Raw genomic sequence first — 15,523 nt, 5'->3', positions numbered from 1 at the left:
AAATAGAGGATAGGGAATGGGATATATTCATAATTGGTTATTTATCTTTAAAACTTAATATTTAAATGTAGGAGGTTTATAATGAGTAAACTGTTAAGGTGGTTTCGAGATATAAAAGTAGCAAAAAAGCTATTAATTTCATTTTTGATAATTTTAATTGCAGCTGTCTCTATTATTGGAGGAATGTCTTATCAAACGGCTAAAAAGAATTTTGAATCACAAATTACGAGTAGTGCTCACGATAATATAAAAATATTAGATAATTTAATCAATCAAATGATTGAGGCGAAATTTAACGAAGTAAATAACTTTGCACGAGTGATTCATAGTGATATGTATCAAGGAGATAATCAAGATGAATTAAGAAAGGTATTATCTCAATATATTAATTTAAATAAAGATATTGAACAAGTATATGTTGCCGGCAATGATAAGAAGTTTGTGCAAGAACCAAATATACAAATGGCAGCAGATTATGATCCAACAACTCGTTCTTGGTATAAAGATGCAGTGAGTAAACAAGGTGGAATCGTGGTCACTGAACCGTATAAGGCGAAAGGAAATGGACATATTGTCGTAACGATTGCGAAACAAACAGAAGATAAAAATGGTGTTGTTGCGGTAGATTTAAGTTTAGAGAATTTATTGAAAACAACAAAGTTAATCAATATTGGTAAAAAAGGATATACTTTCATTTTAGATGGAAAACAAAAAATAATTGCGCATCCTCAAGAAAAACCAGGAGATAAAGCAGCTGATTCTTGGGCAAAGAGAATTTACGAAGATAATCAAGGCACTTTTTCATACACGTATGATGGTAGTGAAAAGAAAATGGTATTTGCTACAAACTTAAAAACAGGTTGGAAAATCGGTGGAACGATGTACTCAAATGAAGTAATTGAAGCTGCTCAGCCTGTATTTTATAATATGTTAATTGTTATGCTTATTTCATTAGTTGTAGGAGGGGCACTTATTTATTTCGTAACTCTTTCTATTACAAAACCTTTAAAGAGATTAGTTGCCACTTCTAAAGAAATAAGTGAAGGAGATTTAACGCAAACAATTGAAATTAATTCAAACGATGAAATCGGTCAACTTGCAAAAGGTTTTAATGAAATGACAGATTCACTAAGAACGTTAATTGGAAGAATTAATACTTCAGCAGGGCATGTTGCAGCTGCATCTGAAGAGTTAACAGCAAGTGTGAGACAAGCGAGTGAAGCGACTGAACAAATTACATCAGCAATGGATGAAATATCAAGTGGTGCAACGACGCAAACAGCAAGCGTAGAAAATGGTGCTATGTTACTGTTTGATGTAACAGAAGGGATTCAGCATGTAGCAAATAGCTCATCATCTATTAATACTGCTTCTGCTCACACTCGCGAAAAAGCAGAAGATGGTGGAAAGCTAGTTGGAAAAACAGTAAATCAAATGCAATCTATTGCGGAATCTGTTTCACAGTCAGATGCTGTTATTCAGTTGTTGAATAACAAATCAAAGCAAATTGGTGATATTTTAGAAGTTATTCAAAATATTGCAGATCAGACAAATCTTCTAGCTTTAAATGCAGCAATTGAGGCTGCAAGAGCTGGTGAGCATGGAAGAGGCTTTGCAATTGTTGCTGATGAAGTACGAAAATTAGCAGAACAATCTAGTGTATCATCAAGTGAAATTAGTAAATTAATTTGTGAAATACAAGATGATATGAGTAAGACAGTAAAATCTATGAATAATGTAAATGAAGAAGTGCAATCTGGACTTGTTATTGCAAATGAAACGAAACAAAATTTCACTGAAATTTTACAATCTACAAATGAAATTGCTGACCAAATTAAAACGATGGTTGAAACGGCTAATGGGATGTCAAAAGGTGCAAATGAAGTATCTATTTCGGTTGGTCAAATTGCTATGACGGCACAAAATAATGCGACGAGTACACAAAGTGTTGCAGCGTCAGCTGAGGAGCAGCTAGCTTCCATGGAGGAAATTGGTTCTGCAGCTGGTACACTATCTCAAATGGCTGAAGAGTTACAAGTATTAATTGAAAGATTTAAAGTATAAAAAGGGGAGGCTGTCTCAAAATAGCATTAGTGCTATTAGAGACAGTCTTTTAGCTGATAAACGGATTAGAGGTTCAATGCATTTAATGTTTGTCGAAAAATAGAGGAATTTGTTAAGCGGGTGTATAATTAATATAATATATACTACGTTTAAAGGAGATCAGTATGGGAGTGTATTGGGGAACGAAAAGATATTCTTGGCTTAGCTATGTCTCGTTTTGGTTAAGCATTTTATTCTTTGTTGCTTTTTTAATTGAAGTGTTTGTATTTAAAACACTTTCAAATAGCTCATTACAAATCGTTAAATACTTTTATTTTATATTTGTTCCATTAAATATCATTCTTAGTTTAAGGTTATTATTTAAGAATAATGAAAAGAAAATATTACCGATTTTTAGTTTAATTGTATCACTATTATTTGCAAGTTTAATTATAGTGTTAGCATTAGCAGCTACAGGAAAAATCTTATGAGGAGAGTGATATAAATTACTCTTCTTTTTTGTGGTTTTTCAAGATTTATAAGTAGTGTGTAGGAAATAAGGAAAGTGATAAGTTATCAGTAAGGGAACATACTAGTGAATAGAGAGTGAACTGAAAATACTATATGTTTTGTATGTGTTTATAAAGCAAATGAATGCGGTAAGATTTGTGATATATGGTACAATAAACATGGATAGTGATAGAGATAAAGGGTATATAAAATACTCATCGTTTTTTAGTAAGAGAGGGGTTATCTTATGCTATACGAGGATTTGATGACAGTATTCCAAGCTGCTCCGATAGAATTAGATAGAGGCGGCTGGAAATATATAATCCAGGAACAAAATGATAATTATGAAATTGTTGATGAAATGTTAAAAAAGCAAATGAATGTTGAATTGTATTTTAATGAGTATGATGAGGTGAAAATCACTTTATATAAAGATGGAAGCCCTATTACTACTATGCAAAGAATTGCTATTTCAAAAGTTGAGTTGGATGAAGAGGAAGACGGCATTCAATTCGTATTGGAACGCATGCCAAGTCGAATGATTCGTTTGCAATTAAAGCCATATCTTGCAGTAGAAATGGGGCCGTACTGGGAAGTATGTGAAGACTGCGAATGAAGATGAAAAACATCCGTATACACGGATGTTTTTTTATGTTTTTTGAAGTTGTTTAAAGGCAATAATCGGTAGTAAAATGATGCTCACCCAACCGATAATAGGGTATAGAATATGAAGTAATTCGCTATATCCAATGAAACTAAAGCAATAACTAATTAGTAATATGAAGTAAATAATGTTATTACTTTTCCATCCGGTAATGGATTGCATTTGTTTTGTCATTCCGAATATATTCCCAACTAATGTTGTGAATACTTCACCAAAAATGATAAGAACAAAGAAAAAATGGAAAGTTGCATTAAACCTTCTTACAACTTCAGCCATTGGGATGTTATATTGATAAAATTGTTCAACTGATAATATTGCTAAATGGCTACATAATAAAATAAAGCAAAGCCCCGCGCCGCCTAAAATACCACCCCATAAAATAGCTTTTCGATCTTTTACTTCACTGGCCAATGGGACGAGAACACTTTGGGCGAGAGACAGATTTAATGCAACATATGTAATAGGGCTAGTAATCCATTTCATATTCCAACTTTCTGTAGGAACGGTGTCAATAATAGGAGTTGTACCATGAATAAAGGTTGTAATAGCAAGTCCGATAATGAAAATCATCATAATAGGTACGACAAGTGTATTCACTTCAAAAACACCTTGTAATCCTCGGCTCCCAATAATGAGGCAGGCGATGACTGTGATGAAAATACCAAGTTGTCTCGGGAGACGAAGTTGTTCTTCAAATACTGCCCCGGCTCCTGATAACATAACGCTAGTTACGCCAAATAATACGAGTAATAATAAAGTATTTACGACATTTCCAAATACATCCCCAAATAAATATTTATTAAATTCTTGCGCTGAAAATGCCCCGATTTGTGATGAAAGTAACATCATTTTTGTACCGAGCCAAATAAAAAAAAATCCACTTATACATATGCCAATGGTTCCGTACAATCCGTTAACTGTAAAAAATTCAACAATTTCTCGCCCCGTAGCAAATCCAGCTCCAACGACCGTTCCGATATAAGTAGCAGCGACTTTCTTTGCTACTTGCCATTGTTGATTGTCCATGTTATCCCTCTTTCTTCTATGATGAGCTTGACTTACTATTATGCATATGTGTGAGCTTGGACAATTAGACATATGAAGTAGTTGAAAGGATACATGAATTATATGATATTAGGGAAATATTAAGGTTGTTAAAACTTTGTTACATATAAGCTGTTCATTCAAAAGAATAGGGAATGTATGGTAAAATGAAGTTAGGTCATTAAAAGATAGTAACATGATAAGAGGAGTGGATTGTATGAGTACGAAAACGAATGTTGTTGAAGTATTAAACAAGCAGGTAGCAAACTGGAATGTATTATATGTCAAACTGCATAATTATCATTGGTATGTGACAGGACCGCACTTCTTTACATTACATGAGAAATTTGAAGAGTTTTATAATGAAGCGGGAACATACATTGATGAATTAGCAGAGCGTATTTTAGCGTTAGAAGGAAAACCGTTAGCGACAATGAAAGAGTATTTAGCAACTTCAACTGTAGTCGAAGGGACAAGCAAAGAGTCTGCAGAAGAAATGGTGCAAATTTTAGTAAACGATTTTTCTGCACTTATTCAAGAATTAAAAGAAGGTATGGAAGTAGCTGATGAAGCTGGTGATGAAACATCGGCTGATATGCTATTAGCAATTCATACGACATTAGAACAACATGTATGGATGTTAAGTGCATTCTTAAAATAAACATAAATGGATTAAAGAAAAACTCTATTGAAAAATTCTTTCAATAGAGTTTTTTATAATTTTTCAGTTTTCTTTTATGCTATAATATAGTAAAAAGGAGGAGATGCGATGTTTCGCTTTTTCAGAACTGGAAAAGAAGAGCGGGAAATTACGAAAGACGAATTAGAGCAAGCAATGGCTAAGTTTCTAGAAACAAATGCTAATATCGTTTATACAGTCTTAGTAAATGATGATTACACAGTAAATTATGATTTGTTAAAGCCCTATTTACCTGCATTTCCAACAAATTGTTTTCTGATAACGAAGGAAACGCTGGAGGTATTTGAGCATACAGAAGAAAATTTAAACCTAGTTAAAGAAATTGATATCGTACAAAAGGCCGTAGATCAATATGTAACAGAAAAAGAAATGTTCCCAATTGTTGAAGATAGCGAAGATCAGCTCATATGCGGAGTGAAACTAGGACCATATTTAAATCGTATATTAAAAAGAGACTTATATATTTCAGAAAAGCATTATTTAGTTTCAAGTAAACCAGATAAGAAAAAAAAGAATAGTGGATAGATGTTATGAGAACAACAATAATATATTGTTGTCTTTTTTTGTTGTTAAAACATTGATTTTTCAGTCTATTTAATTTTATACTACAACTAGTGGATAGGAAGGAGTGGTGTATTATGCGTATACATATATTAATTATTAAATATCATTCTGAGAATCAGGTATTGTTAAGTTGAATTGTAGAATTTACTTATACCGTGACCCTAGAATGCTAGGAGTGTTGGAGAAACAATTATTATAAAAGGTTACGGGGGAATTTCTATATGAAAAATAGTATGACTTATATTAAGTTATTAAATGAAACGTTACATTGTTATGCAAATAAAGGAAGTTTTGAAGCGTATTCTTATATAATGAATAATGCTAAAGATGTAATGGGTAATGAAGCGCAAATATATAATTTTAAATATGCATTAGCAAGTGCAGCAGGACTTGAAGAAGAAGCGTTGCATTTAATGAAGAAAGCAATTATAGAAAATGGATTTTGGTACGGAAGTGAGTATTTAATTTCCGATGATGATTTAAAACCACTACATAAATTTGAAGAGTTTCATAGAATGGTTCAATTATGTAAAGAAAGAGAAGAATTAGCAAAGAAATCGGAACAAGCAGACGTGAAATATAAATACAGCAAACAAACTGAAAATCTACTAATAACACTGCATGGGGATCAAGAAAATATACAAATAATAGAACCATATTGGAACTCTGTAATGGAACAAGGTTTTATGCTAGCATTGCCTCAATCTTCCCAAATTCAATTTTCAGATGGATATGTTTGGGATAATATCGAAAGAGGAAGAGAAGAGTTAAAAGGACATTACAATAAGATTAAAGTGAATAAAACATTTGGGAATATTATTATTGGTGGCTTTTCTGCTGGGGCAAGAGTAGCGTTACATTCCATGTTACAAGGTGAAATAGAAGTGAACGGTTTTATTTTTGTGGCACCGTGGCTCCCGGAAATGGAAGAATGGGAAGAAATGATTGGAATATTGCATGATAAAAGCATAAAAGGATATATAATATGTGGGGATCAAGATGAAGATTGTTTTGAAGGTACACAGCAATTTGTAAAGTTATTAAAGGATAAAAATATAGAACATAATTATAAAGTTGTGCCTAACTTAAATCATGATTATCCTCATAATTTTGATGAGTTATTAAAAGAAGCTATTGAATATATAGGAAGCAAAAACAATTGATTAGTAGTAAGAAAAGGAGATGCATCATATGTGATGCATCTCCTTTTCGTTATTATAAATTAAAAGCATCTGCCAATAGGCGATAAGAGTTTAATTTATGTTCAAATTGATGAGTAATCGTGACAATCATAAATTCGTCAGTATTATACGCTTTGCTTAAGTTTAATATTTTTTCTTTCACAGAAGACGGATCACCGACAATCATACGTTGACGATTTTCTTTTATGCGGAATAGATCATAAGCACTATACGAATAATTTTGAGCAGTTTCAATAGAAGGAGTACCAGTAGTCCGTTTTCCTTGTTCTAGTAATAAGATTGATAAATCTAAACTAGAAGCAATTTTTTCCGCCTCTTCATTCGTTTCTCCGCAAATAACAAAAATAGAGACGATTGATTTTGGTTTATCTCCTAAATAAGAAGGTTGGAACTGTTCCTGATAAGCCTTCATTACTTCAGGGCCACCGTATCCGTTAATGAACTGTGCAAATGCAAAAGAAGCGCCTTGCTTTGCGGCAATCATTGCACTTTCTCCGCTAGAACCGAGCATCCACATTTCAGGAGATGTTGGGATAACTGGAGTAGCCTTTAAGTTTGCATAATGATGGTTTTCTGGTACTTGATCATGTAAGTACATAGCAACATCTGCAATTTGTTCTGGATATTGATCAAGTGAGACCATTTTACCTTCTTGAAGTGCGCGAGTTGCTATCGGCATACCACCAGGCGCTCTCCCGACACCAAGGTCGATGCGGCCCCTATAAAGTGCTTCTAAAACGCGGAAATTCTCGGCAACTTTATATGGACTATAATGTGGCAGCATAACACCACCAGAACCAACTCTAATACGGTCAGTTTTCGCGGCAATATGTGAAATGAGTATTTCTGGACTTGAACCAGCTAAGCTAATTGAATTATGGTGCTCGGATACCCAAAAACGTGTGAATCCGAGTTTCTCAACTTCTTGTGCAAGCGTAACTGTATGCGAAATAGCCTGGGCTGCTGTGCTACCATCTGAAATAGGTGATTGGTCTAATACACTTAATTTGATCATAGAATATACCTCTCAATCTTAATGTACATCCTATTATATATTTACTTACGAAAAATGCGTAATGAAATGCTCAAAAGGAAAAGTGAATAATTTTTTATCCGCTTTTAATGAGAAAACCCTCGTTCATAATGATTCATTTCGACTAAGTTTAATATATATTCGTAGTTATCAATTTCTAAATGTATTTGCTTGCGTTCTTCTTCAGTTAGTTTAACGCTAGTGAGTTTTTTACATAAATGCTGTTTTTTTAATTCTAAATGTTTTTTTGTAGCCTGATAATCGTAAGTACGTTTCATGTGTATCCATCCTTTCCATACAGTTACTATCTGTATGTTTATCATATGAAGCATGTGGAAGGGGGAGAGCTGCACCTTATGTATTTTTAGTGAATTTTCAAATTGTGGTGGTGTTATGTTTAAGTGAATTTATGAATAAAATGCACTAAACCACTAATTTGTATTTCATGAAGTAAGGGGTGGGATTGTGCAGAAAGATATAATGTTTAACAATGAGATGGATGAAACGTTAAAAGTTATAAATAAGGGATTGAAGAAGACGACACGTCCGAAACAAATCATTGTAGTAGGAGCTGGTATGGCTGGATTAGTTTCGGCATCTTTATTAAAAGCAGCAGGGCATGAAGTGAAGGTTTTTGAAGCGAACAACCGTGTAGGTGGCCGCATAGAGACAGTTAGGATGGAAGATACCGGATTATATTTAGATGTTGGAGCAATGAGAATTCCGTATTCGCATACATTAACGATGGCATATATAAGAAAGTTTGGGCTACAGGTGAGCCCTTTTATTAATAGGAATGAGACAGATATTATCTACGTAAATGGTCGGAAAACGACATTAAAACAATACGAAAAAGATCCAAGTATTTTAAGATATCCTGTGGAAATGAATGAAGTTGGGAAAACGTCTGAGGAACTATTAATGTTAGCGGTACAGCCCATTATAAATTTTATAAAAAAGAACCCAGAGAAAAATTGGGATATTGTAGTAAAGGATTTTGGGAGATATTCTACAGGTCAATTTTTAAAATATCATCCTTATCAATATAATACGTATTTTTCGCCAGTAACGATTGAGATGATAGGTGTTCTATTAGATTTAGAAGGTTTTTTAGAAAGGTCATTCGTTGAGACGTTACGTTTTTTATATATTATGCAAGAGGAGAGCGGATTTTGCGAAATAATAGGTGGGAATGATAGATTACCAAAGTCTTTTTTACCACAATTAGAAGAAAATATTATATATAATCAAAAATTAATGAAGCTTCATCAACAAGCCAATAGTGTAACAGCCTATTACCGGAACGAGGAAACTTTTGAATATAGTAGTATTACAGGGGATTTAGTTATTGTTACAATTCCTTTTTCAACAATGCGATTTGTAGAAGTAGATCCATTTGATTCGATATCTCATGCGAAGTGGAAAACAATTCGCGAATTGCGTTATATGCCAGCTACAAAAATAGGAATTCAATTTAAAAGTCGTTTTTGGGAGGAACAAGGGCAATTAGGTGGGAGAATTATAACAGATCTTCCTATACGTTATGCGTATTATCCAAGCCATGGAATCGGAGAGAAAGGGCCTGCTATGATGTTAGGAAGCTATACATGGTCTTATGATGCGTTGTTATGGGATGGGTTATCAAAGGGGGATCGTATCTATTACACACTACAAAATTTAGCAACAATATTAGGTGGTCAAGTATATGATGAGTTCATGTCTGGAATATCAAAGAGTTGGACATTAGATCCATATGCGCTTGGAGGGTTTGCACTATTTCAAGCTGGCCAAGAATCAGAATTACAGCCAGTCATTGTAAAACCTGAGGGGAGAATATATTTTGCTGGTGATCATACAACGCTGTATCACGGATGGATTCAAGGTGCGATTGAATCTGGAGTTCGTGTAGCGATGGAAGTGAATGATTAAAAAGTTTAAAATTCAGAAATTTCTTTACTGTATAACTTGAGATGGATATTATTATATATAAAAGAATTATAGGGAGTGTTTACAGTGAATCCGTTATTATTCGATTTTCCTTCTGAATTTTATACTGACAGGCTGTTTATTCGAATGCCAAAACCAGGTGATGGTAAAGTTGTATATGACGCAATTCAAGCTTCAATACAAGAATTAAAACCTTGGATGGTCTTTGCACAAAAAGAGCAAACAGAGGAAGAAATAGAAGAGAGTATTAGAAAATCGCATATTCAATTTTTGCAGCGTGAAGATTTGAGATTACTAGTTTTTTCGAACGAAACAGGTGAATTTATTGCATCTGCCGGATTACATCGTATTAATTGGGATATACCTCAATTTGAAATCGGGTATTGGATTGATTCAAGGTTTAGTGGAAAGGGCTATATGGTAGAGGCTGCAAAAGGTATAACAGATTATGCTTTCACTGAATTGAAAGCAAACCGCGTAGAAATCCGTTGTGATTCTCTAAATAAGAAGAGTAGAGCGATACCAGAGAAATTAGGCTTTAAATTAGAGGGTACTTTAGAAAGCGCGAGTGTTGCGGTAGATGAAAATGGATTAAGAGATATGTGTGTATTTGCAATGACGAGAAATACATATGAAAAAGAAGAGCTGTAAAGAAACAGCTCTTCTTTTTGTTTATTATGGTACAGGATGACCGTTAGAGCTTTCGAAAATTGTAAACCATTGTTGGCGGTCTAAATTAACTTTTGTTGCCATTGCAGCCGTTTTTACTCGATCTAATTTGCCAGAGCCAACAATTGGCATCATTTTAGCTGGATGAGCAAGTAACCATGCATACATAACAGTATCGATGCTATCAACGCCTAGCTCAGTAGCAACTTTTTGTAAAGTTTCACGTACACGTATGGCACGTTCTGATTGACCAGTAAAGATTTCACCACCAGCAAGAGGTGACCAAATCATTGGATTAATTCGTTTTTCTTGGCATAAATCAATCGTACCTTTTTCAAAATGCTCCATTTGCATCGCAGATACTTCAATTTGATTTGTAATGAGCGGGAAATCTAAATACGAACTTAACATATTAAATTGTGAAGGTAAAAAGTTAGATACACCGAAGTGGCGAACTTTGCCTTCTTGCTTTAAGCGTGAGAACGCTTCTGCCACTTCAGTTGGATTCATAAATGGATCTGGGCGATGGATGAGCAATACATCAATATAATCTGTATGTAAGTTTTGTAATGAATCTTCCGCGCTTTTTATTATATGTTCAGCACTCGTATTGTAGTGAGCAACATATCGCTCTGGAAATTTAGGTGATGGGGGAGCGATTCCACATTTAGTGATGATTTGCATATTTTCGCGTACGGAAGGCTTTAATTGTAACGCTTCTCCAAACAATCCTTCACACGTATACCCACCATAAATATCAGCGTGATCGAAAGTAGTAATCCCCAAATCCATACAGTCTTCAATAAAAGAAAGTAACTCTTGCTTTGTCATATTCCATTCTGCTAAACGCCAGAACCCTTGAATAATACGAGAAAATTCTAGTGTTTCGGCCATTTGAACTCGTTCCATTATAAGTACCCCCTTGATGAATGATAATATTTTTGAAAAGGCTTTCTTGCTACATATTATTATATAGTTACCCGGTTGTACATACAATAAATATGTTTTGCTACAAAAACGTTTTTCTCTATATGCTATAATGTAGAAACATATAGCTATAAGGAGATGTAAGGAATGATTCCAGTAACAATACTAACTGGTTTTCTTGGATCAGGGAAAACGACATTATTAAATCGAATTTTATCAGAGGATCACGGCAAGAAATTAGCAGTGATTGTAAATGAAATAGGGCAAATTGGTATCGATAATCAATTAATTATGAACGTTGAAGAAGAAATTATGGAAATGACAAACGGTTGTTTATGCTGTACTGTGCGTGAAGATTTACTTGTTGCTTTAAAACAATTACTGGATGTGAAAGCAGAAGGGAAAATGGACTTTGATGGATTAGTAATTGAAACAACAGGTCTTGCAAATCCAGGTCCGATTATTCAAACTTTCTTTTTAGATCCAGTTATTCAATCTGCATACCAAATTAACGGTGTTGTAACAGTTGTAGATAGCTATCATATACATAAACATTTTGAAAAGGGACTAGAAGCAAAAGAACAAATTGCCTTTGCTGATGTTGTGTTAGTTAATAAATTAGATTTAATTGAAGAAAATGAGAAAGAAAATCTCTTGCATGAACTTCAAGGAATTAACCCGACTGCAAAGTTAATCGAGGCGACTAACTGTGAGGTAGATATTCCATCGTTATTACAAATTCAAACGTTTAAAACGAAAGATACGCTGCAAATTTACCCTCATACAGAACATAACCATCTAGAAGGTGTAAAATCGTTTGTACTACGTGAAGAACGTCCGTTAGATTTACAAAAATTGAATGAGTGGATGTCAGCTGTTGTTCAAGAACTAGGGGAGCATTTATATCGCTACAAAGGAATTTTATCTATTGATGGAGTAGATAAACGTATTGTTTTCCAAGGTGTGCATACGTTATTTGCTGCTTCGTACGATAGAGAGTGGCAAGAGGGCGAAGAGCGAGTAAGCGAAGTAGTTTTCATCGGAAGAGATATTAATAAAGAATGGTTCCAAGAACATTTTGAAGAATGTGTGAAATAAGTCTGCGTATATTGCAGGCTTTTTTTTGTTTACTAAAATTGGAATTTGCATTAAAATAATCTGAAAATACTAAATATTTAGTGTTTTGTTAGGGGTAGGGGGGAGAAAAGGTGCGTTTAATGATTCTTGGATTGCTTACTAAAAGGGAGTCGCTATCTGGTTATGAAATACAGCAGGCGCTAAATATGGTGCAAAGTAATAGATGGGCGGAAGTTTTCCCAGCTTCTATTTATCACGCATTAAAAAAAATGGAAAATGAAAATTTCATTCAAGTTAAAGCAATTGAAATGACCGGAAAACGGTCGAAAACGATATATTGTATTACAGACAAGGGAAGTCAAGAATTTAAAAGGTTATTAAAGGAGTCGTTTCAAAAAACTTCAGTTATGTTTCCAAAACATCTATATACAGCGTTAACATTTCTGTCAGAAGAAGAGAGTATGAGAGAGGAGGTTTTAGAAGCTTTAGAAGAGCAGAAAAGTGAAATACGATCTACTTATGAAGAGATGAGGGAAGGAGAAAGACTAAAAGATAACGCGCCAGCGTATGTGAAACTAATTTTCGAAAATATGTATGAACAATGTGAGATGCAACTTCGATTTATTCATAGGTTAGAGAAACTATTAAAAAAATAAAAATGTGGTGGGAAGAATATGAAAATCGATCATCTTGTTATAAATGTAAATAAAGAAATACAAGAAAATAAGGAAACGATTAAAAATGTACATTCTATCGGGCTTCCATATGTTCCGAAATGGGGAAAGGGAACGAAAGGGTTTAAAGTATCTAACATATGGATTGGAAAAGAATATTTAGAATTAGTAAGAATAAAAACAAAAGATGGGGGTGGTTGGGTACAAGAGTGGGTTCAGAAATATTGTGATGGCCATAGGGGACTTATCGGACTGGCAATTGATGTTGAAAATATAGATAAAGTGTATGGAAAAATGATAGAAGGTGGAATTGGAATTACAAAACCAGAACCATTACAATACAAGTGGTTTTTTAATTTATTTAAGAAAACTATGCCGTGGAAAAATGCATACATACAGCCGATGAAGGGGATGCCGTTTCAATTCTTTCTACAACAAATGGACGATCAAAAGAGCAGAGAATATATGGAGAAATATATGTATCCAAATAGTTTGGAGCAGGGAATTACAGGAATAAATACGGTGAAATTATATGGAGAAATAACAAATGAAGATAGAGACATTATTAGTTGTCTATTTTCAGATGTTACAAATGAAGAAGAAATAGTAATACGTTTAAACAATCAAATGATTTATCTAATTCAATCGGATGAGCATTTTACGGAGATAATACTAGATTGCAAAAGCGAAGCACATAGGGAGAAGAAATTAAATATAGAAAATGTGATATTAATAAATAAATAATAAAAAGCCTGTTTTCACAGGCTTGTATTTTCATCTATAAGTAATTCCATTACAACACCTACAACTGGACCTTCGTCATCAATATCCCCATTTAAACGGAAGCCAAATGACTCATATAGTCCCATTGCGTGTTTGTTGTCAGGATGTAAACTTAAATAAATTATTTTACATTCAAATTTTTGTTGCAAGAATTGAATTAGTAAGCGAAGGAAACGTTTTGCGTATCCTTTTTCTTGAAATTGTTGGTCAATCATAAAACGATCTAACCATACGCTTTCATGTTTTTGGGAATACCATCCATACATTGCGTATCCAACGAGTGTTTCTTTGTCATATAAGCCTACTGACGTTCCGTTTTCTTCATATAATGATTCTGCTAAGGAAAACGCATTACTTTCAATAAATTGCTGCTGGTCTTTTGTTACGCTTAAGGCAGCTACTGAACGCCAATTTGCTGCTGTTACTTCACAAATGTGAAGATTCATAGTTCCAACTCACCTTCTAAATTAGTATAGCTTACAAGCTAATATGGATAATTCTACTTGTTATTTCGATCAAGTCAAGGATAAATACATAAAAAGGCAGCTGAATGACATATTCAGCTGCCTAGAAAATATAGTTGATTAGCTTGTTGCTTCTTTTAAAGTATTTACGTTTTCTTCCATTAATGTGAAGTAATCTTTATTGTTCTTTGCATCATCCTCAGAAATAGTAGCAAGGTGATTTAAGCGTAAAATTTTTGTACCTGTTTCTTTTTGAATAACTGATGCTACTTTTGGAGTAGAGAATGTTTCAAATAAAATATATTGTAGACCGTGCTCTTTTACTGTTTTTGTAATGTCAGCAAGCTGTTTTTGAGATGGTTCATCAGATGCTGAAATTCCAGCGATTGGAATTTGTTTCAAACCGTATCGTTGTTCCCAGTAGCCGTAAGCTGCGTGTGAAACTAATATTTCTTTCGTTTTTGCATTTGCAACAACTGCTTTAAATTGATCATCTAAATCAGTAAATTTTGTTTGTAGTGCCGCGAAGTTTTTTTCGAACTCTTTTTTATGTTCAGGCTGTAATTCTACAAGTGCATTTTTAATTTTTTCTGCTTGTTTCATCGCAAGAGTAGGATCTATCCAAACGTGTGGGTCTTTATCGTGATGATGTTCATCTTCTTTATGAACGTCTCCATGATCGTGCTGCTCTTCTTCAGATGAAGCACGAAGTTCGATATCTTTAGATGCATTTACAATTTTTACGTTTTCTTTTTTTAATGATTTTTCCATTTTTTCGGCAAATGGTTCTAATTCTGCGCCGTTATAAACAAATAAATCGGCTTTCGCCACTTGTACAGTCTGTTTTTGACTTGGTTCAAATGTATGAGAATCCGCACCAGGTGGGTAAATTGTTTCTACATTTACATAATCACCACCGATTTTTTTTGTAAAGTCAGCGAGTGGGAAAATGGTTGTATAAACAGAAAGTTTCCCATCTTTTTTCGCCGCACCTTCTTTGTTGTTAGAACATCCAGCAAAGATGAGTGTGAAAATAAGTATAAATGAAAATAGAGCTAATTTTTTAGGCATATAATTCTCCTCTTTTCTTTTTTACAATTATATTTTCTCCAAATATAAGAAGAAAATATCGTTTTAACACAAAACGGAATAATTACGTTTTAGGTTGCGAACCTAGTATAATACATCTTTATGAAAGTTGCAATAAATAATAATCATTACG

General features: G+C 33.8%; 17 protein-coding genes. 11 read left to right on the top strand and 6 right to left on the bottom strand.

The window, feature by feature from the left end:
* Window positions 1-81 precede the first annotated feature (81 nt).
* The 3 genes from MR155_RS05870 to MR155_RS05860 all read left to right on the top strand — a co-directional run bounded on the left by MR155_RS05870 (window position 82) and on the right by MR155_RS05860 (window position 3,169).
* On the top strand, window positions 82-2,064 hold the full coding sequence (locus MR155_RS05870) for a methyl-accepting chemotaxis protein (protein WP_002086101.1): 1,983 nt from the start codon (window positions 82-84) through the stop codon (window positions 2,062-2,064).
* A gap of 164 nt (window positions 2,065-2,228) precedes the next feature.
* Window positions 2,229-2,534 (top strand): hypothetical protein, encoded by a 306-nt coding sequence (locus MR155_RS05865; protein ID WP_113938269.1) that lies wholly within the window; start codon window positions 2,229-2,231, stop codon window positions 2,532-2,534.
* Between the two features lie 266 nt (window positions 2,535-2,800).
* Window positions 2,801-3,169, top strand: a complete 369-nt coding sequence (locus MR155_RS05860; RefSeq protein WP_002135811.1) for a DUF3979 family protein — start codon at window positions 2,801-2,803, stop codon at window positions 3,167-3,169.
* A 33-nt stretch (window positions 3,170-3,202) separates the two neighbouring features.
* Here the strand turns inward: MR155_RS05860 and MR155_RS05855 are convergent, their stop codons facing one another.
* Window positions 3,203-4,243 carry a YkvI family membrane protein gene (locus tag MR155_RS05855; protein WP_002031445.1) on the bottom strand — a complete coding sequence of 347 codons (1,041 nt, stop codon included), beginning with the start codon at window positions 4,241-4,243 and terminating at the stop codon, window positions 3,203-3,205.
* 235 nt (window positions 4,244-4,478) lie between these two features.
* On the opposite strand from MR155_RS05855, the gene MR155_RS05850 reads away from it, so the two are divergent.
* The 3 genes from MR155_RS05850 (at window position 4,479) to MR155_RS05840 (ending at window position 6,688) form a co-directional block, all read left to right on the top strand.
* Window positions 4,479-4,922, top strand: coding sequence for a Dps family protein (locus MR155_RS05850; protein WP_002135813.1), 444 nt, complete (start codon window positions 4,479-4,481; stop codon window positions 4,920-4,922).
* Window positions 4,923-5,030: 108 nt separating this feature from the next.
* On the top strand, window positions 5,031-5,486 hold the full coding sequence (locus tag MR155_RS05845) for a DUF3939 domain-containing protein (RefSeq protein WP_002135815.1): 456 nt from the start codon (window positions 5,031-5,033) through the stop codon (window positions 5,484-5,486).
* 260 nt (window positions 5,487-5,746) lie between these two features.
* Entirely contained in the window at window positions 5,747-6,688 is a 942-nt protein-coding gene (locus MR155_RS05840) for an alpha/beta hydrolase (RefSeq protein WP_219302064.1), read from the top strand.
* Between the two features lie 52 nt (window positions 6,689-6,740).
* Here the strand turns inward: MR155_RS05840 and MR155_RS05835 are convergent, their stop codons facing one another.
* Both MR155_RS05835 and MR155_RS05830 read right to left on the bottom strand, forming a co-directional pair.
* Window positions 6,741-7,742, bottom strand: coding sequence for an LLM class flavin-dependent oxidoreductase (locus MR155_RS05835; RefSeq protein ID WP_219302065.1), 1,002 nt, complete (start codon window positions 7,740-7,742; stop codon window positions 6,741-6,743).
* Between the two features lie 104 nt (window positions 7,743-7,846).
* A complete protein-coding gene (locus MR155_RS05830; RefSeq protein ID WP_242308930.1) occupies window positions 7,847-8,038 on the bottom strand; it encodes a DUF3896 family protein in 192 nt (63 codons plus the stop codon).
* Between the two features lie 187 nt (window positions 8,039-8,225).
* Between MR155_RS05830 and MR155_RS05825 the strand changes: the two genes are divergently transcribed.
* Window positions 8,226-9,689 carry a flavin monoamine oxidase family protein gene (locus MR155_RS05825; RefSeq protein ID WP_219302067.1) on the top strand — a complete coding sequence of 488 codons (1,464 nt, stop codon included), beginning with the start codon at window positions 8,226-8,228 and terminating at the stop codon, window positions 9,687-9,689.
* Between the two features lie 84 nt (window positions 9,690-9,773).
* Window positions 9,774-10,358, top strand: coding sequence for a GNAT family N-acetyltransferase (locus tag MR155_RS05820; RefSeq protein WP_242308645.1), 585 nt, complete (start codon window positions 9,774-9,776; stop codon window positions 10,356-10,358).
* A gap of 24 nt (window positions 10,359-10,382) precedes the next feature.
* Here the strand turns inward: MR155_RS05820 and MR155_RS05815 are convergent, their stop codons facing one another.
* The gene (locus tag MR155_RS05815) at window positions 10,383-11,285 is read right to left on the bottom strand and encodes an aldo/keto reductase (protein WP_242308643.1); all 903 of its coding nucleotides are present in this window, start codon (window positions 11,283-11,285) and stop codon (window positions 10,383-10,385) included.
* 165 nt (window positions 11,286-11,450) lie between these two features.
* Here MR155_RS05815 and MR155_RS05810 point away from each other — a divergent pair, with 165 nt between their 5' ends.
* From MR155_RS05810 to MR155_RS05800, 3 genes are all read left to right on the top strand, one after another.
* Entirely contained in the window at window positions 11,451-12,401 is a 951-nt protein-coding gene (locus tag MR155_RS05810) for a CobW family GTP-binding protein (protein ID WP_002086082.1), read from the top strand.
* 110 nt (window positions 12,402-12,511) lie between these two features.
* Window positions 12,512-13,036: a PadR family transcriptional regulator gene (locus MR155_RS05805; protein WP_242308641.1), complete on the top strand. Its 525-nt coding sequence runs from the start codon at window positions 12,512-12,514 to the stop codon at window positions 13,034-13,036.
* 18 nt (window positions 13,037-13,054) lie between these two features.
* On the top strand, window positions 13,055-13,798 hold the full coding sequence (locus tag MR155_RS05800) for a VOC family protein (RefSeq protein ID WP_242308639.1): 744 nt from the start codon (window positions 13,055-13,057) through the stop codon (window positions 13,796-13,798).
* A 14-nt stretch (window positions 13,799-13,812) separates the two neighbouring features.
* Here the strand turns inward: MR155_RS05800 and MR155_RS05795 are convergent, their stop codons facing one another.
* Together MR155_RS05795 and MR155_RS05790 are read right to left on the bottom strand one after the other, a co-directional pair.
* Window positions 13,813-14,283, bottom strand: a complete 471-nt coding sequence (locus MR155_RS05795) for a GNAT family N-acetyltransferase (RefSeq protein ID WP_242308637.1) — start codon at window positions 14,281-14,283, stop codon at window positions 13,813-13,815.
* 138 nt (window positions 14,284-14,421) lie between these two features.
* Window positions 14,422-15,372: a metal ABC transporter substrate-binding protein gene (locus tag MR155_RS05790; RefSeq protein WP_113938277.1), complete on the bottom strand. Its 951-nt coding sequence runs from the start codon at window positions 15,370-15,372 to the stop codon at window positions 14,422-14,424.
* Window positions 15,373-15,523: the final 151 nt, after the last annotated feature.

Origin of the sequence: Bacillus cereus group sp. BfR-BA-01331, assembly GCF_022663915.1 — a bacterium.
GTDB classification, from domain to species: Bacteria; Bacillota; Bacilli; order Bacillales; family Bacillaceae_G; genus Bacillus_A; species Bacillus_A mycoides.
Note: the sequence above shows the minus strand (reverse complement) of the source record. Positions and strands in the feature narration are given on the sequence as shown.